Consider the following 18,883-nt stretch of genomic DNA (forward strand, 5'->3'; position numbering starts at 1 on the left):
CTTGCATGTCGGCCAGTTCTCGCAGCATCAATCTCGCAGTCATCCCCGGAGACGGCATCGGCCAAGAGGTCGTGGCCCAGGGGCTCAAGGTCCTCAACGCCGTGCTTCCTCAGGATGTGAAGCTCGAGACGAAGGAATTCGACTTCGGCGCCAAGCGGTACCACGCCACCGGTGAGACCCTCACCGACGCCGACGTCGAAGAGCTCAAGCAGCACGACGCGATCCTGCTCGGCGCGATCGGCGACCCCTCGGTCCCGTCCGGCGTCCTGGAGCGCGGCTTCCTGCTGAAGCTCCGCTTCCTCTTCGACCACCACGTCAACCTGCGGCCCTCGAAGCTGCTCCCGGGCGTCGCGACCCCCCTCAAGGGCCAGCCCGAGATCGACTTCATCGTCGTGCGCGAGGGCACCGAGGGTCCCTACACGGGCAACGGCGGCTCGATCCGCACCGGCACCCCGCACGAGGTGGCCACCGAGGTCTCCGTCAACACCGCGTTCGGTGTGGAGCGCGTGGTCCGCGACGCCTTCGCCCGTGCGCAGGCCCGCCCGCGCAAGAAGCTGACGCTGGTCCACAAGAACAACGTCCTCGCGTACGCCGGTCACCTCTGGACCAACGTCTTCAACCAGGTGGCCAAGGAGTTCCCCGAGGTCACCACCGACTACATCCACGTCGACGCCGCGACGATCTACCTCGTCACCGACCCCGGCCGCTTCGACGTGATCGTCACCGACAACCTCTTCGGCGACATCATCACCGACCTCGCCGCGGCCGTCTCCGGCGGCATCGGCGTCGCGGCCTCCGGCAACATCAACCCGAGCCGCGAGTTCCCGTCCATGTTCGAGCCGGTGCACGGCTCGGCCCCGGACATCGCGGGCCAGGGCAAGGCGGACCCGTCGGCGACGGTCCTCTCCGTCGGCCTCCTGCTCCGCCACCTCGGGTACGAGGCCGAGGCCGCGCGCATCGAGGAGGCGGTCTCCGCCGACCTCGCGGAGCGCGGCGAGACGGTCCGCAGCACCGAGCAGATCGGCGACGCGCTCGCCGTACGGGTAGCGCGCTGACCCGGTAGCTCGAAGATCGAACGGAAGCCGCCGGGCCGCGCAGGACAGCCCGGCGGCTTCTCGTATCCGGCCCCCGGGTGTCACCATCGACCCCCGGGCCGCAATCGTGCCGTTTCTCCCTCGGGACCCCGCGAGCGATAATCGAACGAGGGGCCGTGAAAGCAGCAGGGAAACTCGGACGTCCTAGTACTGGGCGTTCGCATGTGAGCGCGGTCCGTCACCATCACACGTGAAGGACGAAGTACTCATGACGACGACGCCGACCATCGAGCTCAAGCCCTCCTCGACGCCACTGGCCGCCGCCCAGCGCGAGGCGATCCTGGCCGACCCCGGGTTCGGCCGCCACTTCACCGACCACATGGTGACGATCAAGTGGACGGAGGGCCGCGGCTGGCACGACGGGCAGCTCGTGCCGTACGGCCCGCTCTCCCTCGACCCGGCGACGAACGTGCTGCACTACGCGCAGGAGATCTTCGAGGGCCTGAAGGCGTACCGCCAGCCCGACGGCACGGTGGCCACCTTCCGCCCCGACGCCAACGCCCGCCGTTTCCAGTCCTCCGCGCGCCGCCTCGGCATGCCGGAGCTGCCCGTGGAGACGTTCATCGAGGCGTGCGACCTGCTGGTCAAGCAGGACATCGACTGGGTCCCGGCGCACGGCGGGGAGGAGTCCCTCTACCTGCGCCCGTTCATGATCGCCACGGAGGTCGGCCTGGGCGTGAAGCCCGCCAACGAATACCTCTTCATCGTCATCGCCTCGCCCGCCGGTGCCTACTTCCCCGGTGGCGTGAAGCCGGTCTCGATCTGGCTCTCCGAGGACCGCGTGCGCGCCGTGCCCGGCGGCATGGGCGACGCCAAGACCGGCGGCAACTACGCCGCGTCGCTGCTAGCGCAGGCCGAGGCCGCGGCGAAGGGCTGCGACCAGGTCGCCTACCTCGACGCCGTCGAGCACAAGTGGGTCGAGGAGCTCGGCGGCATGAACCTGTACTTCGTGTACGGGAACAAGATCGTCACCCCGACCCTGACGGGCTCGCTGCTCGCGGGCGTCACCCGTGACTCGCTCCTCTCCGTCGCCCGTGACCTCGGCTACGAGTCGGAGGAGGCCCGCGTCTCCATCGACCAGTGGAAGACCGACTCCGAGAACGGCACCCTCACCGAGGTCTTCGCCTGCGGTACGGCCGCGGTCATCACGCCCGTCGGCACGGTCAAGTGCAACGCGGGTGAGTGGCAGCAGAGCGGGGGCCAGCCTGGTGAGGTCACGCTGAAGCTGCGTGAGGCGCTGCTCGACATCCAGCGGGGTAAGGCGAAGGACCAGCACGGCTGGATGCACGACCTCGGCTGAGGGCTTGGGCGGTGTTCACGGCAGCCCCGCGGCTTGCGTCCTGCGGGGCTGTTTTGCTTTTGCTTTCGGGTGCGGGTGCTTTGTGGCTGGTCGCGCAGTTCCCCGCGCCCCTGAGCGGCGGCTTCGCCTGCCGCCAGAGGCCGCCCGGCGTCAGTGGGTTGTGAGGGTGAGGCTTCCCGGGAGCGCGGCGCAGGCGGTTCTGACGGCTTCCGCCAGGTCGTCGCGTGTGGGGTCGGGGATTTCCGTCCAGGTCTCCAGGGCTCGGTGGAACGCCGCGACCAGCAGGTCGATCGCCAGCCGTGCCCGAAGGTCGCCCCCGCCTGGCAGGTCGAAACGGCGCTCCGCCACGACGAGCGCCGCCCGGCTCGTGCGGTCGCAGAACGCGAGCCCGTGCGCGTCCATGGACGGAGTCACCGCCGCCAGTCGGCGGGAGAGCAGCACCCGCCCCGTCCATCCCTCCGCGGGCATCCGGTCCAGCGCCACGAGCAACGCGTCCCGCAGTACGTCGAACAGCGGCTGCCCCGCGTCCGGTTCGACCCGCTCCAGCTCGTCCATGAACGCCGTCCACAGATCCTGGGTCGGCGCCATCGCCACGTCTTCCTTGCTGGTGAAGGTACGGAAGAACGTCCGCTTGCTGACGTCGACGGCATCGCACAGCGCGTCGAGCGTGACGCCGTCGAAGCCGCGCTCCGTGAAGAGGTCCAGGGCCGTGTCGACGAGTGCCTGGCGCGTCCGCAGCTTCTTGCGCTCCCGCAGGGGGAGCTGGTCGGGGTCCGTGGAGTCCATGGCGGAAGTGTAGACCGCTGCTGCGCCAGGGGAGCGAATGCCTCTTGATGGCTTCTGCCACTCAGTGGCACTATGGCGACGGCCGGTCGCCGCCTCTGGTGTTTCCGGCCTCCCTTTGGCGTACGCAGAAAGGCTCAACTCCCATGCGCGCACTGCTGGTCGACCGTTCCGCCCCCGGAGGGCTGCGCATCGGCGACACCCCCGCCCCGGCGCCCGCCCCGCACCAGGCCCTGGTCAGGGTGGCCGCCACCTCCCTCAACTACGGCGAGGTCCGCCATGTCCTGGAGGACGCCCCACAGGGCGCGGTGCTCGGGTGGGACGCGGCGGGCGTGGTCGAGCGGGCCGCCGCCGACGGCTCGGGCCCCGCCGCAGGGACCCCGGTGGTGACCCTGGGCGGCGACGGCGGCTGGGCCGAACTCCGCGCGGTCGACACGGAGTGGCTTGGCACCGTGCCCGAGGGGGCGGACCTGGGAGCCATCAGCACGCTGCCGGTCGCGGGCGCCAGCGCCCTGCGCGCCCTGGACCGGATCGGGCCGATCCTCGGCAGGCGCATCCTGGTCACGGGCGCCACCGGTGGCGTCGGGCGGTACGCGGTGCAGCTCGCCCGGCTCGGTGGCGCGGAGGTCGTCGCGGTGACCGGTGACCCCGAGGGGCGGGGCGACGCGCTCAGGGCGCTCGGCGCGCACGAGGTGATCGCCGCGCCCGCGGCGGCCGCGGCGCCGGTGGACGGCGTGGTGGACCAGGTCGGAGGGCGTCAACTCGTCGAGGCGTACGAGCAGTTGGCGCAGCACGGCACGCTCGTGTCCGTCGGACACTCAGGCGGCGACGCCGAACACTTCCCGTACGGGACGCTCTACGGGGACAGGGGCCGCCACGACCGCTCGGTCGTCAGCTTCCACCTGCTCGGCTGCGCCGGTCTCGCCAGGGATCTGACCTGGCTTGCGGGGCAGGTGGCGTCGGGTGCGCTCGACCCCGGCACGTCCTGGCGGGGTCCGTGGGACAAGGCCCAGGAGGCGGCCGACCTGCTGCTCGGCCGCCGTCTCCACGGCAAGGCGATCCTGGACATCGGCTGAAGCCGCAGGCGCCGAAGGGGGAGGAGGCGGGGCCCCCTACTTCTCCTCGGCCTCGGCCTCGGCCTTCGCGGAGGTCTTCTCGTCCTCCGCCTTCGGGGTGTTCGACCCCACCGGTGTGAGCGGGCCGCTGGTGATGGCGTCGACGACGGAGATGACCGCCGCCCCGGCACCCTTGGCCGCGCGGACACCGAGGCCTATGAGTTCTTCCATGGTCGTACTCTCTCGTATCGCCTACTTGGTCGTGTGCGTGGGGTAGACCTGGACGTCGGTGTAGGCGCCCTTGATGTCACCGGCGCCCGCGGGCCACTTGATGTTCACGGTGTGGGTCTCGTTCGGAGGCGTCACCTGGAGCTCGGTCGGCGAGGCGAGGCTCTTGCCGGAGCTGTCGATGTCGTAGGCGAGGTTGAAGACAGCGGCGTCGCCGGGCTTCAGGTTGGTGATGCGGGGCTGGGCCTGGCCGCGCTCGATGGGGTTCGAGGTGTTGTCCTCGTCCTTGATGTCGACGCCCGCGAAGCCCGTCGCCGAGCAGGTGGTCGAACCACGGTTGATCATCGTGACGTTGATGCGGCCGGTGTTCTCGTCGGGAGCGGCGTCCTGCGCGTCGATGGCCAGGTCCTCCGTCTTGCAGAACGTGACCTTGCCGCTGGTCTTCGTCGCGCCCTTCGCGGCGGCGGCGCCCGACCCGGTGTTCTTGGCGGAGTCCGACTTCGTGTCACCGGCCTCGGAGCTGCCCGAGCCCGAGCCGTTCTCCGACTTCGAGTCGCTGCCCGAGGAGGAGCCCGCGGACGAAGAGGACGAGGAGCCCTTGGCGGACGAGTCGCTGCTGGAGTCGTCGCCGCCACAGGCGGTGAGCGAGAGGGCGGCGGCGAGGCTCAGGGCGGCGAGAGCGGCGGTGCGGGTGTGCTTCATGGTGTTCCCCCAGCGGTAACTCGGTGCGTGCGGTCGGAACTATTTGTATCTCGCACCGAGTTACGGGCCGTCCTCAGCGACGTCTTCGTTCTGTCACAGGCACCCGTCACAGGGGCAAAGACTCACGGCCCGTCGGGGCAGTCGCGGTCCCCCGAAGTGCAGCCGGACGGTCGAGCGCCAGATAGCCCGCGCCGCCCACCAGGCCTGGCAGCAGGAAGCTGCAGTCGACCCCGCCCGTCAGGGACAGCAGCGGACCCTCGTACGACGGCAGAGACACGGCGAGCACACCGACCACCGCGCCCAGCGCCCAGGCGGCCGTGGCCCGGAGGTTCCAGCCCGCGCGGTACCAGTAGACGCCGCCCTTGGAGCGGCGGTTGAAGACCTGCAGGGCGTCCGCGTCGTACTCCCCGCGGCAGCGCGCGAGGCCGATGAGGGTGATCACCGCCCACGGGGTGCCGATGGCGGTGAGGAGCAGCACGAAGGACGTCATCGCGTCCTGCGCCTCCCACGCGTAGTGGCCGACGAAGACGCAGACGGTGGCGACGGCGGCGACCGTGTACGTGGCGCGGGCGCGGGAGGCGCGGGGCAGGATCGCGTCCAGGTCGAGGCCCATGGAGTAGAGCATCAGGCCCGCGTTGCCGACCGACCCCGCGGAGGCGGCGAGGAGGAGCGGGATCAGGTACCAGGCGGGGGAGGCGTCGACGAGTCCGCCCGCGTAGTCGAGGGCCGCGCGGGCCGCGTATGCCGTGAACGTGCCGAAGAGCTGGGGGATCAGGAGCCCCGCGAGCAGGCCGAGCCAGGCCGCGCCGAGGACCGCGCGGGAGCTGTGCCGGGCCGGGGAGATGTAGCGGGTGTAGTCGCCGAGGAGGGTGATGAAGGCGATCGGCCCCGACAGGCCCGCCGCGACCAGGGCGAGCAGCCACGTCGGCCAGAACGAGCCGAGCGCATAGCCTCCCGCGCCGGGCAGCGCGGCGGTGGTGAAGTCGGAGGCGTAGGCGATGACGCCGAGGGCGAGCAGCGCCGTCATGCCGACGGCGAGGACGCGGGAGAGGCGCAGCAGGACGCGGTAGCCGTACACCGCGCCGGTGACGGTGGCCGCCGCGAGCAGGGCGTAGACCAGGGAGTACGAGAGTCCGCCGGTCGGCAGGCCGAGCAGCCGGTGCAGGGTGCCGACCATCACGTCGCCGCCGATCCAGATGGTCAGCGCGGTGTAGCCGAGGGAGAGGAGGAGGCCGACGACCGAGCCGACGAGGCGGCCGCGCACCCCGAACTGGGCACCGGAGGACGTGGAGAGGTTCGTGCCGGTGCGCAGCGAGACCAGGGCGAGCGGCGCCGTCAGCGCCGTGCCGAGCACGGTGCCCGCCACGACCGCGCTCACCGACTCCCACCAGCCGAGGCCGAACGAGACCGGCAGCCAGCCGAAGACGATCACCCCCAGGCAGAGGTTGGAGCCGATGAGGATCGATACGAGATCGCGGGGGCCGCTGGTGCGCTCCCCGTCCGGGATGGTGTCGACTCCGCGCTGTTCTATCGGCATGAGGGTGCCCCTGACGCTCGCTTGGTCCCAATGGTTGCCCCACGTTTGAGCAGCGCTCAATGTGACGCGTTCGGCCCCTCGCCGTCAATGCTTACCGCATGCGGATTTAGTAGTTAGAGTGGTGCTCTAAATTCCTCTCTCCCCCTCGTGAAGGTGTACGCCATGACCGCTGCCGCCGACGGCTTCCGCATGCCCGCCGAGTGGGCCCCGCACGAGCGCACGTGGATGGCGTGGCCGTGCCCCAACCCGACCTTCGACGACCCCGAGGGCCTCGACGAGTCCCGCCTGGCCTGGGCCGGCGTCGCCCGTGCGGTACGCCGCTTCGAGCCGGTCACCGTGGTCTGCGGGCCCGCGCAGTCCGCGTACGCCAAGGAGCTGCTCGGCCCGGACATCGAGGTGGCCGAGCGGGAGCTCGACGACGCCTGGATGCGGGACATCGGGCCCACCTTCCTCACCGACGGCAAGGGCGGCCTGGCCGCCGTCGACTGGACGTTCAACGGCTGGGGCGCCCAGGAGTGGGCCCGCTGGGACCACGACTCCAAGGTCGGGGCGTACGTCGCCGACCTCGCCGGAGCGCGGACGTACGCCTCGAAGCTGGTCAACGAGGGCGGCGGTCTCCACGTCGACGGCGAGGGCACCGTCCTGCTCACCGAGACCGTGCAGCTCGGCCCCGAGCGCAACCCCGGCTGGACGAAGGAGCAGGTGGAGGCGGAGGTCCACGCCCACCTCGGCACCACCAAGGCGATCTGGCTGCCGCGCGGGCTCACCGCCGACTACCCGGGCCACGGCTTCGGCACCCTCGGCCACGTCGACATCGTCGCCGCCTTCGCCGCGCCCGGCGTCGTCCTCGTCCACACCCAGCGCAACCCCACACACCCCGACTTCGAGGTCAGCAAGGAGATCGTCGCGGCCCTGAAGGGGCAGACGGACGCGCGCGGCCGCACCCTGCGCATCGTCGAGGTGCCCGCCCCGACCGTCCTCAAGGACGACGAGGGCTGGGTCGACTACTCCTACATCAACCACTACCTCTGCAACGGCGGCGTCGTCCTGTGCGCCTTCGGCGACCCGAACGACGAGATCGCGGCGGGCATCTTCCGGGGTCTCTTCCCGGACCGGACCGTGACGCTCGTCGACGCCCGTACGATCTTCGCGGGGGGCGGTGGCATCCACTGCATCACCCAGCAGCAGCCGAAGGTGTGATCAAGGAGTACGGGATGGCCGGTCAGGCCCGCGCGCGGAAGAACGCCCCGCCGCGTGAGGACGTGTTGGCGGCCGCCATGGAGATGATCGCCGAGCGCGGCCTGGAGAAGCTGACCATGGCCGCGATCGGCCGCGAGGTCGGCATGAGCTCCGGCCATCTCCTCTACTACTTCCGCACCAAGGACGAGCTGCTCCTGCGCACCCTGGAGTGGAGCGAGGGCCGTCTCGGCGCCGAGCGCGGCCGTCTCCTGGCCCGGCAGGGCACGGCCCGCGAGCGCCTCGACGCGTACGTCGACCTGTACGTCCCCGACGCCGTCGGCGATCCCCACTGGACGCTCTGGCTGGAGGTCTGGAACCGGTCCCTCAACGCCGACGAGGAGGGCCGCGACCGGCAGGCCGCGATCGAGGGGGCCTGGCACCGCGACCTGGTGGCGCTGCTCGCCGAGGGGGTCTCGCGCGGCGAGTTCGGGGCGATCGACCCCGACCGCTTCGCGTCCCGGCTGCGGGCGCTGCTCGACGGGTTCTCCATCCATGTGGCGATCGGGCTGCGGGGGACCGGGCGGGACCAGGTCCTCACGCACGTAGGGGAGTTCCTGGACACCGCACTCGCCTCGGACTCCTAGTCCCCCGTCCGGGTTGTACGCAGTCCGACTGATTGCCCGTCGCCCTTCCGGTGCGCTTGTATCCCCGTGGGCCCTGGCGTCGGGCCGGGGGAGCGACAGGTCTTTGGGGGAAGTCATGTCCACTGCCAGACGTGTTTCCTTGAGCGCCGTGCTCGTCGCGGCGCTCGGCACCACCGCCTTACCGGCCGCCGCTGCGCAGGCGGCGCGGACCGCGCCACGCGTCGAGCGCGTGAGCGTCGCGGCCGACGGGACCGAGGCCGACGGCGCGTCGGGCGCCGCTTCCCTCTCCGGGAACGGCCGCTACGTCGCCTTCCGCAGCGACGCGGAGAACCTGACGGAGGGCCACCAGGGCCCTTACGACTACGGATTCGTACGCGACCTGCGGACCGGCGAGGTCACGCGGCTCAAGAACTCCATGGGCGCCCCCGTCATCAGCGACGACGGGCGGTACGCCGCGCACACCGGCTGGGGGACGCACGGCATCAACGTCTTCCTCACCGACCTGGGCACGGGGGAGCGGAAGCAGATCGACGGCAAGGGCTTCAAGGACAGCTCGGCCCACCCGTCCATCAGCGCGGACGGCCGCCACGTCGCGTACAAACTGCAGCCGCGCCACCCCGGCGACCCCGCCCGCGTCGAGGTCTACGACCGGGAGACGGACACCAGGGAGGTCGTCAGCGAGGGGCCGCCGGACGCGGCCCGCGACATGGTGGACCCGTTCATCAGCGGCGACGGCCGGTACGTCGCCTACACGGACGCGGGCACCGGCCAGGTCTGGCTCCGCGACCGCACCACGGGCGGCCTCACCCGCATCGACGACGGCAGCCCGTCCACCGTGGCGCAGGTCAACGGCCGCACGGTGGCGCTGAACTCCCCGTCGGGCGCATACGTACGCGACCTGCGCACCGGAAAGTCCCAGCACTTCCCGACCGCGACCGCGCAGGCGGTCAGCCCGAACGGACACCAGCTCCTCTACGGAGACAGCCAGCTGAACATCGTTCTCCGCGACCTCCGCAGCGGCCACGAAGTGCGCGTCGGCCATGGCTCGGCCGGTGCGGGCGCGATCGCCGCCAAGGGACGCGGCGTCGTCTACAGCTCCGAGGACACGGACGTGGTGCCCGGCGACACGAACGGTTTCCGCGACGTCTTCCTGCGCCACCCACACTGAGCCACCCAAGCTCAGCCATCTGCCTGAGCCATCCGCACGGCCTTCACCGACCAGCAGCAAAAACGGGGGACTTGAACCACCATGTACTGCACCCATCGCAAGCGCATCTCCCTGGCCGTCGCCGCAGGCATCGTCGCGGCCACCGTCACCGCCCTGCCCGCCGCCTTCGCCGCCGACGCGGCCGACGCGCCCCGCACCGAGGGCGTCAGCGTCACCACCGGGGGCAAGGCCGCGAACGACCGGTCCACGGGGGCCGTGATCAGCCGCGACGGCCGGTTCGCGGCCTTCGACTCCGAGGCGAGCGACCTCACCGCGGGCGACACGAACGGGGCGCGCGACGTCTTCGTACGCAACCTGCGCACCGGAAAGACCGAGCGCATCGCCCTGCCGGGACGCCAGGCCAGCGGCCCTTCCCTGAGCGCCGACGGCCGCTACGTCGCGTTCGTCTCCAGCCCCGCGGGCTCCTACTCCGACCGCGACGTGCGGCTCTACGACCGCGGGACCAAGAAGACCGAGCGCCTCGACGTCGAGCTGCCCGACGGCTACCCGGGCGACAGCGCGGGCAGCGTCTCCCTGAGCGCGAACGCGCGCTACGCCGTCTTCGACACCGACGGGCCGCGGTTCGACGGCACCGCGGTCTTCCTGCGCGACCGCAAGTCCGGCACCACGGAGAAGGTCAGCCATCCGTACACCGGCGGCGACGGCGAGCGCGACGCCCACTCGGCGACCGTCAGCGACAACGGCAGGTACGTCGTCTACGCCGACTCCTTCGTGAACGGTCCGCGCGGCGACGACTGGAGCGACCTGTGGCTGCGCGACCGCAGGACCGGCAAGCTGTCCCAGGTCGACCGCTCGTACGACGGCTCCAAGACCGAGAAGGAGTCCTTGGACGCGTCCATCAGCGGCGACGGCGGCACCGTCGTCTTCGAGTCCCGGGACACGCATCTCGTGCCCGACGACAACGACGCCGCCTGGAACGTGTTCGTGCACGACGTGGCCTCCGGCCACAACCAGCGCATCCACGGCACCCAGGGCGGCCCCGGCGAGGCCTACACCCGCTCGCCCGCGATCAGCCGCGACGGCCGCCACCTCACCTACATGTCCGAGCTGACCGAGCCGGGCAGCCAGTACGGCAAGGAGTGGCCCGTCTACCTCCGGGACCTGAAGGACGGCACGACCACGCTCGTCACCCCCGACACCTCGGGCGGCGCCGCCACGGCGACGGTCGTCCCCGGCGGCATCTCGGCGGACGCCCGCCGGATCGCGTTCTCGTCCGGTGACGCCGGACTGCTGCCCGGTGACACCAACGAGGGCGACGACGTCTTCGTGCGCCACCTGCGCTGACGCCCGCCACGACGCGGGCGGTGCGACCACGAGCCGCCCGCATCGTGAGACAACGGCCCCGTGCGCGGGCAAAGCGTGGCAAGCTGCCTCCGTGCTCTCGTTCGCCATGATTATTGGCAGCAGGCGCGCCGGTCCGCAGTGACCGCCTCGTATCCATCACGTACGGGCGGACACCGTCGCCTCGACCCGCGCGCAGACCTCTCGCACCCGCGAGGGGTTTTTTCGTTTCCCGGCCCAACTGCAGCCGGACACGGAGCGCGCGGGATCATTGGGGGTGGTGGAGCCGGTCATTCCGGTAGACCGAGATCCGACACAGGAGCCAGATCAGCATGACGGAAACCAGCACACCCGACGATTCCTTCCACGTCTTCGACACCACGCTGCGGGACGGCGCGCAGCGCGAAGGCATCAACCTCACCGTCGCGGACAAGCTGACCATCGCCCGGCACCTGGACGACTTCGGCGTGGGCTTCATCGAGGGCGGCTGGCCCGGCGCCAACCCGCGCGACACCGAGTTCTTCGCGCGGGCCCAGGAGGAGATCACCTTCCGGCACGCCCAGCTCGTCGCCTTCGGCGCCACCCGCCGCGCGGGCGCCAAGGCCGCCGACGACCCGCAGGTCAACGCCCTCCTGGCGTCCGGCGCCCCCGTCATCACCCTCGTCGCCAAGTCCCACGACCGGCACGTCGAGCTCGCCCTGCGCACCACCCTCGACGAGAACGTGGAGATGGTCCGCGACACCGTCTCCTACCTCGTCTCGCAGGGCCGCAGGGTCTTCGTCGACTGCGAGCACTTCTTCGACGGCTACCGCGCCAACCCCGAGTACGCCAAGGCGGTCGTGCGGGCCGCCGCAGAGGCCGGTGCCGACGTCGTCATCCTGTGCGACACCAACGGCGGCATGCTGCCCGCCCAGGTCCAGGCCGTCGTCTCCACCGTCGTCGCGGACACCGGCGCCCGGCTCGGCATCCACGCCCAGGACGACACGGGCTGCGCCGTCGCCAACACCCTCGCCGCCGTCGACGCCGGCGCCACCCACGTGCAGTGCACCGCCAACGGCTACGGCGAGCGGGTCGGCAACGCCAACCTCTTCCCCGTCGTCGCCGCCCTGGAGCTCAAGTACGGCAAGCAGGTCCTGCCCGAGGGCTCGCTGCGCGAGATGACCCGCGTCTCGCACGCCATCGCCGAGGTCGTGAACCTGACCCCGTCCACGCACCAGCCGTACGTCGGCGTCTCCGCCTTCGCGCACAAGGCCGGGCTGCACGCCTCCGCGATCAAGGTCGACCCGGACCTCTACCAGCACATCGACCCGGACCTCGTCGGCAACCGCATCCGCATGCTCGTCTCCGACATGGCGGGCCGCGCCTCCATCGAGCTCAAGGGCAAGGAGCTCGGCGTCGACCTCGGCGACGACCGCGACCTGATCGGCCGCGTCGTGGACCGGGTCAAGGAGCGCGAGCTCCAGGGCTACACGTACGAGGCCGCCGACGCCTCCTTCGAGCTGCTGCTCCGCGAGGAGGCCGAGGGCCGGGCCCGCCGCTACTTCCGGGTCGAGTCCTGGCGGGCCATCGTCGAGGACCGCCCCGACGGCACGCACGCCAACGAAGCCACCGTGAAGCTGTGGGCCAAGGGCGAGCGCATCGTCGCCACCGCGGAGGGCAACGGCCCCGTCAACGCCCTCGACCGGGCGCTGCGGGTCGGCCTGGAGCGGATCTACCCGCAGCTCGCCAAGCTGGAGCTCGTCGACTACAAGGTCCGCATCCTGGAGGGCAAGCACGGCACGTCGTCCACCACGCGCGTCCTGATCTCCACGACCGACGGCGTCGGCGAGTGGTCGACGGTCGGCGTCGCGGAGAACGTCATCGCCGCGTCGTGGGACGCCCTGGAGGACGCCTACACCTACGGTCTGCTGCGGGCCGGGGTCGAACCGGTGGAGTAGTCCGCCCACAGACCTGCCCAAAGACCCCCCGCGGGCACCCGCCTGGGGTCCGTCTGGGTTACGTTCGAAGTATGAGGAATCGGACGAAGCGGATCACCGTCGGACTCTCCGGACTGCTGCTCGCCCTGGGTGCCGTGTCGTTCACGGCGGCGCCCGGGGCCATCGCGGCATCCGGGACGCAGGACGCCTCCAGCGTGTCGGTGGTGGCCGACGCCTGGAAGAAGAGTCCGGTGTACGTCGATCCCGCGGCGTCGGACCAGCTCTCCGGGGAGCAGGCCGACGCCCTCGCCCGGAAGATCAAGAAGGCCGACAAGCCGGTCTTCGTGGCCGTGCTGCCGGACAACTTCCCGCAGCAGAAACTCTTCCGCCAGCTGCGCACCGAGACCGGCGTGACCGGCGCGTACGCGGTCCGGCTCGGTGACGGGTTCGACGCGAAGGCCGACCGGTCGGTGCTGTCGCCCAACGCCGTCGACAACCTCGTCTCGCTGGTCCAGGGCGAGGATGCCCCCGCCCAGCTCGACCGCTTCGTCGGCCAGGCCGTCGTGCAGGCGCGCGGCAAGGCCCCGAGCTCCTGGGGTGGCGGCGAGGACGACGGCGTCTCGGTGGGCGCCCTCGTCGGGGTCGGGGTGGTCGTCGTGGCGGGCGCAGGGGGCGCGTACGCGATCGTCCGGCGCAAGAAGCGGCGGCACGAGGAGATGCAGCGCGAGTCGCTGCGCAAGCTGTCCGTCGTCGTCGACGAGGACATCACCGCGTTCGGCGAGGAGCTGGACCGTCTCGACTTCCACCCCGCGGAGGCGGGCGCGGACGACGCGATGCGCGCGGACTACGAGCGGGCGCTGGACGCGTACGAGAAGGCGAAGGCGTACATGGCGGCCGCCGAGCGCCCCGAGGACGTGCGGGGCGTCACCCAGGCACTGGAGGACGGCCGCTTCTCGCTGGCCCTGCTCGCCGCGCGCCGGGAGGGCCGCGAGCTGCCGGAGCGGCGGGCCCCCTGCTTCTTCGACCCGCGGCACGGTCCTTCGGTCGAGGACGCCACGTGGGCGCCCGCGAACGGCGCGGAACGCTCGGTGCCGGTGTGCGCGGCGGACGCGGCGCGGCTCGCGGACGGCGAGGACCCGATGGTGCGGACCGTGGCCACGGAGTCCGGCGAGCGGCGGCCCTACTGGGAGGCAGGACCGGCGTACGGACCGTGGGCGGGCGGCTACTTCGGCGGCGGCATCCTGCCGGGACTCCTCGTCGGCACGATGCTCGGCGGCATGATGTCGAGCCCCGCGTACGCGGCGGACCACGGCTCCGGATACGGGGACTTCGGGGGCAACTACGAGGGCGGCGACTACTCGGGAGCGGACTTCGACTCCTCGGACTTCGGTGGCGGCGACTTCGGTGGCGGCGATTTCGGCGGGGGCGGGGACTTCGGCGGTGGTGGCGACTTCGGGGGTGGGGGCGGGTTCTGAGGGGCCAGGGGCCGGGAGCCAGGGGCCAGGAGCCGGGAGGGTCCGACCGCGGACCCCTTGACCGCACTCGGGAGTTACGAGACGATACGGTTCGTCTTGTTGTCCCGGGTCTTCCGGGTTTTCCGAGTGCGGGGAGTCAGTCATGCGACAGGTCCATGAGCAGTACGTCGATGTCGCGCCGGGGGTCCGGCTGTGGACGGAGCGGCGAGGGGTGCCCGACGCTCCCGCGCTGCTGCTCGTCATGGGGGCCCAGGCCTCCGCGCTCGGCTGGCCCGAGCCGCTGGTCGACGCGCTCGCGGAGCACCACCACGTCATCCGCTACGACCACCGCGACACGGGCCGCTCGGACCGCCCCTTCGACGAAGAGCCCTACGCCGTCACCGACTTGGCGCGGGACGCGGTCGCGGTCCTGGACGGTCTCGGGATCGAGCGGGCCCACGTCGTCGGCCTCTCGCTGGGCGGCATGCTCACCCAGCTCGTGCTCGCCGATCACCCCGAGCGGGTGCTGAGCGCGACCCTGATGGGCACGTGCGCACTGAGCGAGACGCCGTACGTGCGGCCGGACGGGGTGAGCGTCCCCGTCGCCGAGCTGCCCGGCATCGCGCCCGAGATCCTGGAGATGTGGGCGCGGCCTGTCGAGGACCACGGTCCGGAGGCCGAGCTGGACCGGCGGGTGGAGCACTGGCGCCTGCTGGGCGGGGATCAACTGCCCTTCGACGCGGCGTACTTCAGGGAGCTGGAGCGGCGCGTCATCGAGCACGCGGGCAGCCATGCGGAGTCCTCGGCCCACGCTCGCGCCGACAGCTCCGGCATGCTCCGCACGGCCGAACTGGCCGCGAACCGGGTCCCCGTGCTGGTCGTGTCCGCCACTGCCGAGCCGGTCTTCCCGCTGCCGCACCCCCAGCACCTCGCCCAGGTCGTCGCCGGTGCGCGCCTGGTGGAGATCCCGGGCATGGGCCATGCGCTGCCGCCCGCGGTGCACGGGCCTCTGGAGAAGGCGATCCTGGAGCACACGCTCGGGATGTGACCTACTGTGCCTGCGCGTCGGCCGGGGGAACCGTCACCGGCCATCGCCCCGGATGCCCCGGCGGCAGGGCCAAGTCCCGTCGCACGGCCGCGTAGTAGGCCGCGCGCGCGGCGCGCTGGCGCTCCAGAAGAGCGCCCCACGCATCGGGGTCGTGGGTGTCCTCCCGCAGGAACCGCTCCATCCGGATCACCAGGAGCACCCATGTGCGCGCCTCTTCGACGACGTCCGGCGCGCCGAGCATGAGCAGGGTCTCCCCGGCGGGGTCCCGGGCCTCGGTGGCCTGGGCGAAGTGGGGGACGGCCTCTTCGGGGGAGAGGGGATGCGGGTGCGGGTCGTTGCCGAGGTGGGCGGCGACCCGGTAGGTGAGGCTGACGGTCTGCTTCAGGACCCGGGCGTACTCGGTGTAGACGGCGAGCCGCCGTTCCTCCCAGCGGGCGGCCTGCTCCCGCCGGAAGCGGATGCGGTCGCCCCGGGTGATGGCCACATAGGACCCGAGCGCGCCGATGATCACGCCGAGCAGTGCGGGCAGTTGCTGTATGAACTCGGGCACAGGCGGAACGGTAGCGCGCGCGGGTCTTGCGGTCGGGCGGGGTGGCCGTGCGGGGTGGCCGTGCGGGGTGGCGTCGAGGTCCGTTCAGGAACCGGCCTTGATCGCGGAGATGTCGAAGTTCAGCTTGATCTTGTCGGAGACGAGCACGCCGCCGGTCTCCAGCGCGGCGTTCCAGGTGAGGCCCCACTCCGAGCGCAGGATCTCCGACTTGCCCTCGAAGCCGACGCGCTCGTTGCCGAACGGGTCCGTGGCCGCGCCGTTGAACTCCAGGTCGATCGTGAGCGGCTTCGTGGTGCCCAGGATCGTCAGGTCACCGGTGACGCGGTAGTCGTCGCCGCCCAGCGCCTCCGTCTTGGTGGAGCGGAAGGTCATCTCCGGGAACTCGTCGGTCTTGAAGAAGTCCGCGCTCTTCAGGTGCCCGTCACGGTCGGCGTTGCCCGTGTCGATGCTCTGCATCTTGACGTCGAGGGATGCCGTCGACGCGGACGGCTCGGAGCCGTCCAGGTGCAGCGTGCCCGAGAAGTCGAGGAAGGAGCCCTTGACGTTCGTGACCATGGCGTGGCGCGCGACGAAGCCGATCGTCGTGTGCGAGGGGTCGATCGTGTAGTCGCCGGTCAGCGCGGCGAGGTCCGGGTTGACCGCGGCGGGGGCGGCGGCAGCCGGGGTGGTGGCGGTGTCGGTGTCGTTCTTGCGGCCGAAGAGACCCATGACGTGCTCCTTGGGGGGCGAGCTCCGGGAATGGAGCTGCTGTTGAATGTTCAACGAGATCGAAGGTAGCGCGATTCGGTTCAACTTTCAACCTCTAGGGCGGCATGTCGGCTGCGATTACGCGGATTGGCCGAATCCGGCGCCGCTTGGCACCGAGCGGCACCGCTTGGTGCCACTCGGCGCCGGGTGGTGTCGCGGAGGTGTCATGTTGGCGCCATGGGGTGATGCGCCTGCTCTGACCTGCGGGTATGGGTGTGTGGCGCCACGTGGGGGTGGGCTTCGGTGTCACTGGGGCTTGCAGTGGCGCCATTGTGGTGCCACTATGGCGCTATGAACCTCACGCAGTACGTCGATCAGCTTCGGCAGGAGCTTGCCGTGGCCGCCGAAGCGGGCGGGGACGAGGCGCGGGCCCTGGCCGAACGCCTCACCGCCCCGCTGGAGTCGGCCGCCCGGCTCACTCTGCTGAACGCGCTCTCCGCCGCCGCGGACGAGATCACCGCCGACCTCGCACCCGGCTCGGTCGACGTACGACTGCGTGGTGTCGACCCGGAGTTCGTGGTGACACCGCCGCCCGCGGCAGAGCCGTTCGACGCGCAGGCCGAGTACGCGGCCCTGATGGCGGCCCGGCCGACACCGCCCCCGCCGCCCGCCGCGCCCGACCTCGCGGACGACGGCGGCACCGCCCGGGTCAACCTCCGCCTTCCCGCCCACGTCAAGGCCCGGGTGGAGGAGGCGGCGACCCGGGACGGGCTCTCGGTCAACGCGTGGCTCGTCCGTGCGGTGTCCGGCGCCGTCGACCAGCCGGAAGGGCGGGCGGGTCGGGCGGACAAGGCCGGTGCGGCGGGCGGCCGCCGCGAGGCCTGGCACTCCGGGACGGGCTTCACCGGCTGGGTGCGGTAGCGCGCCGGGCTGCGGCCGGGCGGTGTTGACGCCGTCTGGTCCGGCACGGGGCGACGCCTCACGGCCCAGCGCCCACTTTTCGGCGCCCACTTTTCAGTACCCACTGTCCAGCACTCACTGTTCAGTGCTCACGTTCAGCGCACACGTTCGTCACCTTCCATCAGCCTTCGCCGACCGAGCCCTTGAGGGCTCGGCGAGCCCCTAGGACGGGACAGCCATGCCTTCTTTCGACACCCCGAAGCCCATCAGCGCCACCGTCACCTTCCGGGTCGGCGCACTCCGGATCACGGCCGGGGAGCGTGCGGACACCGTCGTTGACGTACGGCCGAGCAGCGCGACCGTGGAAGCGGACATCAAGGCGGCCGAGCGCACCCGCGTCGAGTTCGCCAACGGCAAGCTGCTGGTCAAGGGGCCCAGGGAGCGCTCCATGTTCGGCAAGGCACCGTCCATCGACGTGGACATCGCGCTGCCGTCCGGTTCCGAGCTGCACGCCACGACCGTCATGGCGCACATCGCCTCCGAAGGCGGGCTCGGTGGCTGCGAGTTCAAGACCTCCGCGGGTGACATCCAGATCGAGCGGGCCGCCGCGGCCAAGCTGGTCACGGGCTACGGCGACATCTCGCTGGGGCGTGCGAGCGGTCCGGTCGACGTCCACACCTCCTCCGGCGAGGTCCGTCTCGGCGAGGTCGAGGGATCGGTCGAGATCAAGAACTCCAACGGCATCACCGCCCTCGGCGACATCCAGGGCGACATCCAGGTGAAGGCCTCCAACGGCTCCGTCACCATCGACCGCGCGGCCGCCGACGTCAGCGTCAAGACGGCCAACGGGGCCGTGCGGGTGGGGGAGGTGGCCCGCGGCGCGACCGTCGTGGAGTCGGCGGCGGGCAAGATCGAGATCGGCATCCGCGAGGGTACGGCCGCGTGGCTCGACGTACGGACGAAGGCGGGGTCTGTGAGCCAGGCGCTGGAGGAGTCGGAGTCCCCGGAGACGTCGGGAGATCCCGTCGACACGCTGAAGGTGCATGCGCGCACGGGCATCGGCGACATCAAGATCCACCGAGCCTGACCCCCGCGGGGGCTCTGCCACACGGGTGCCCCGCCGGGACCCCCGCCCGGTGGCGCCGCCCCACCAGCCTTTCGCCCCCTCGGGCTCCACCCACCCTGCAACCTCGCCCTACCGGCCCTACCGGCCCTACCGGCCCTACCGGCCCTACCGGCCCTACCGGCCCTACCGGCCCTACCGGCCCTACCGGCCCTACCGGCCCTACCGGCCCTC

18 protein-coding genes are annotated in these 18,883 nt (G+C 71.4%); 12 read left to right on the top strand and 6 right to left on the bottom strand.

Features of this window, described 5'->3' with window-relative positions; translation table 11 throughout:
- The first annotated feature begins 5 nt into the window (after positions 1-5).
- Positions 6-1,055, top strand: coding sequence for a 3-isopropylmalate dehydrogenase (locus AC068B_RS29115; protein ID WP_055569505.1), 1,050 nt, complete (start codon positions 6-8; stop codon positions 1,053-1,055).
- Positions 1,056-1,302: 247 nt separating this feature from the next.
- Positions 1,303-2,394 (top strand): branched-chain amino acid aminotransferase, encoded by a 1,092-nt coding sequence (locus tag AC068B_RS29120; protein ID WP_478674592.1) that lies wholly within the window; start codon positions 1,303-1,305, stop codon positions 2,392-2,394.
- Positions 2,395-2,544: 150 nt separating this feature from the next.
- On the opposite strand, the gene AC068B_RS29125 is transcribed toward AC068B_RS29120, so the two are convergent.
- Positions 2,545-3,180, bottom strand: a complete 636-nt coding sequence (locus tag AC068B_RS29125; RefSeq protein ID WP_478674593.1) for a TetR/AcrR family transcriptional regulator — start codon at positions 3,178-3,180, stop codon at positions 2,545-2,547.
- A gap of 143 nt (positions 3,181-3,323) precedes the next feature.
- Between AC068B_RS29125 and AC068B_RS29130 the strand changes: the two genes are divergently transcribed.
- The gene (locus tag AC068B_RS29130; RefSeq protein WP_478674594.1) at positions 3,324-4,253 is read left to right on the top strand and encodes a zinc-binding dehydrogenase; all 930 of its coding nucleotides are present in this window, start codon (positions 3,324-3,326) and stop codon (positions 4,251-4,253) included.
- 36 nt (positions 4,254-4,289) lie between these two features.
- Here the strand turns inward: AC068B_RS29130 and AC068B_RS29135 are convergent, their stop codons facing one another.
- The 3 genes from AC068B_RS29135 to AC068B_RS29145 all read right to left on the bottom strand — a co-directional run bounded on the left by AC068B_RS29135 (position 4,290) and on the right by AC068B_RS29145 (position 6,699).
- Entirely contained in the window at positions 4,290-4,463 is a 174-nt protein-coding gene (locus tag AC068B_RS29135) for a hypothetical protein (protein ID WP_478674595.1), read from the bottom strand.
- A 21-nt stretch (positions 4,464-4,484) separates the two neighbouring features.
- Positions 4,485-5,162, bottom strand: a complete 678-nt coding sequence (locus AC068B_RS29140; protein ID WP_478674596.1) for a DUF4232 domain-containing protein — start codon at positions 5,160-5,162, stop codon at positions 4,485-4,487.
- A gap of 106 nt (positions 5,163-5,268) precedes the next feature.
- The gene (locus tag AC068B_RS29145) at positions 5,269-6,699 is read right to left on the bottom strand and encodes a cytosine permease (protein ID WP_478674597.1); all 1,431 of its coding nucleotides are present in this window, start codon (positions 6,697-6,699) and stop codon (positions 5,269-5,271) included.
- Positions 6,700-6,861: 162 nt separating this feature from the next.
- Here AC068B_RS29145 and AC068B_RS29150 point away from each other — a divergent pair, with 162 nt between their 5' ends.
- The 7 genes from AC068B_RS29150 (at position 6,862) to AC068B_RS29180 (ending at position 15,449) form a co-directional block, all read left to right on the top strand.
- On the top strand, positions 6,862-7,899 hold the full coding sequence (locus AC068B_RS29150) for an agmatine deiminase family protein (protein ID WP_478674598.1): 1,038 nt from the start codon (positions 6,862-6,864) through the stop codon (positions 7,897-7,899).
- Positions 7,900-7,913: 14 nt separating this feature from the next.
- The gene (locus AC068B_RS29155; protein WP_478674599.1) at positions 7,914-8,522 is read left to right on the top strand and encodes a TetR/AcrR family transcriptional regulator; all 609 of its coding nucleotides are present in this window, start codon (positions 7,914-7,916) and stop codon (positions 8,520-8,522) included.
- Positions 8,523-8,637: 115 nt separating this feature from the next.
- Positions 8,638-9,690, top strand: a complete 1,053-nt coding sequence (locus AC068B_RS29160; RefSeq protein WP_478674600.1) for a TolB family protein — start codon at positions 8,638-8,640, stop codon at positions 9,688-9,690.
- Between the two features lie 81 nt (positions 9,691-9,771).
- Complete coding sequence (locus tag AC068B_RS29165; protein WP_478674601.1) at positions 9,772-11,034, top strand: TolB family protein; 1,263 nt, start codon at positions 9,772-9,774, stop codon at positions 11,032-11,034.
- 329 nt (positions 11,035-11,363) lie between these two features.
- A complete protein-coding gene (cimA, locus tag AC068B_RS29170; protein WP_468557425.1) occupies positions 11,364-12,968 on the top strand; it encodes a citramalate synthase in 1,605 nt (534 codons plus the stop codon).
- 71 nt (positions 12,969-13,039) lie between these two features.
- Positions 13,040-14,422, top strand: coding sequence for a hypothetical protein (locus AC068B_RS29175; protein WP_478674602.1), 1,383 nt, complete (start codon positions 13,040-13,042; stop codon positions 14,420-14,422).
- 142 nt (positions 14,423-14,564) lie between these two features.
- The gene (locus tag AC068B_RS29180; RefSeq protein WP_478674603.1) at positions 14,565-15,449 is read left to right on the top strand and encodes an alpha/beta fold hydrolase; all 885 of its coding nucleotides are present in this window, start codon (positions 14,565-14,567) and stop codon (positions 15,447-15,449) included.
- A 1-nt stretch (position 15,450) separates the two neighbouring features.
- Here AC068B_RS29180 and AC068B_RS29185 read toward each other — a convergent pair whose 3' ends face one another.
- Both AC068B_RS29185 and AC068B_RS29190 read right to left on the bottom strand, forming a co-directional pair.
- Positions 15,451-15,999 (bottom strand): hypothetical protein, encoded by a 549-nt coding sequence (locus AC068B_RS29185; protein WP_478674604.1) that lies wholly within the window; start codon positions 15,997-15,999, stop codon positions 15,451-15,453.
- Between the two features lie 84 nt (positions 16,000-16,083).
- Positions 16,084-16,707, bottom strand: a complete 624-nt coding sequence (locus AC068B_RS29190; RefSeq protein ID WP_478674605.1) for a YceI family protein — start codon at positions 16,705-16,707, stop codon at positions 16,084-16,086.
- Positions 16,708-17,037: 330 nt separating this feature from the next.
- Between AC068B_RS29190 and AC068B_RS29195 the strand changes: the two genes are divergently transcribed.
- Complete coding sequence (locus AC068B_RS29195) at positions 17,038-17,607, top strand: hypothetical protein (protein ID WP_468557434.1); 570 nt, start codon at positions 17,038-17,040, stop codon at positions 17,605-17,607.
- A 217-nt stretch (positions 17,608-17,824) separates the two neighbouring features.
- On the top strand, positions 17,825-18,673 hold the full coding sequence (locus AC068B_RS29200) for a DUF4097 family beta strand repeat-containing protein (protein WP_478674606.1): 849 nt from the start codon (positions 17,825-17,827) through the stop codon (positions 18,671-18,673).
- Positions 18,674-18,883: the final 210 nt, after the last annotated feature.

This window comes from Streptomyces sp. NPDC042371 (assembly GCF_056437465.1).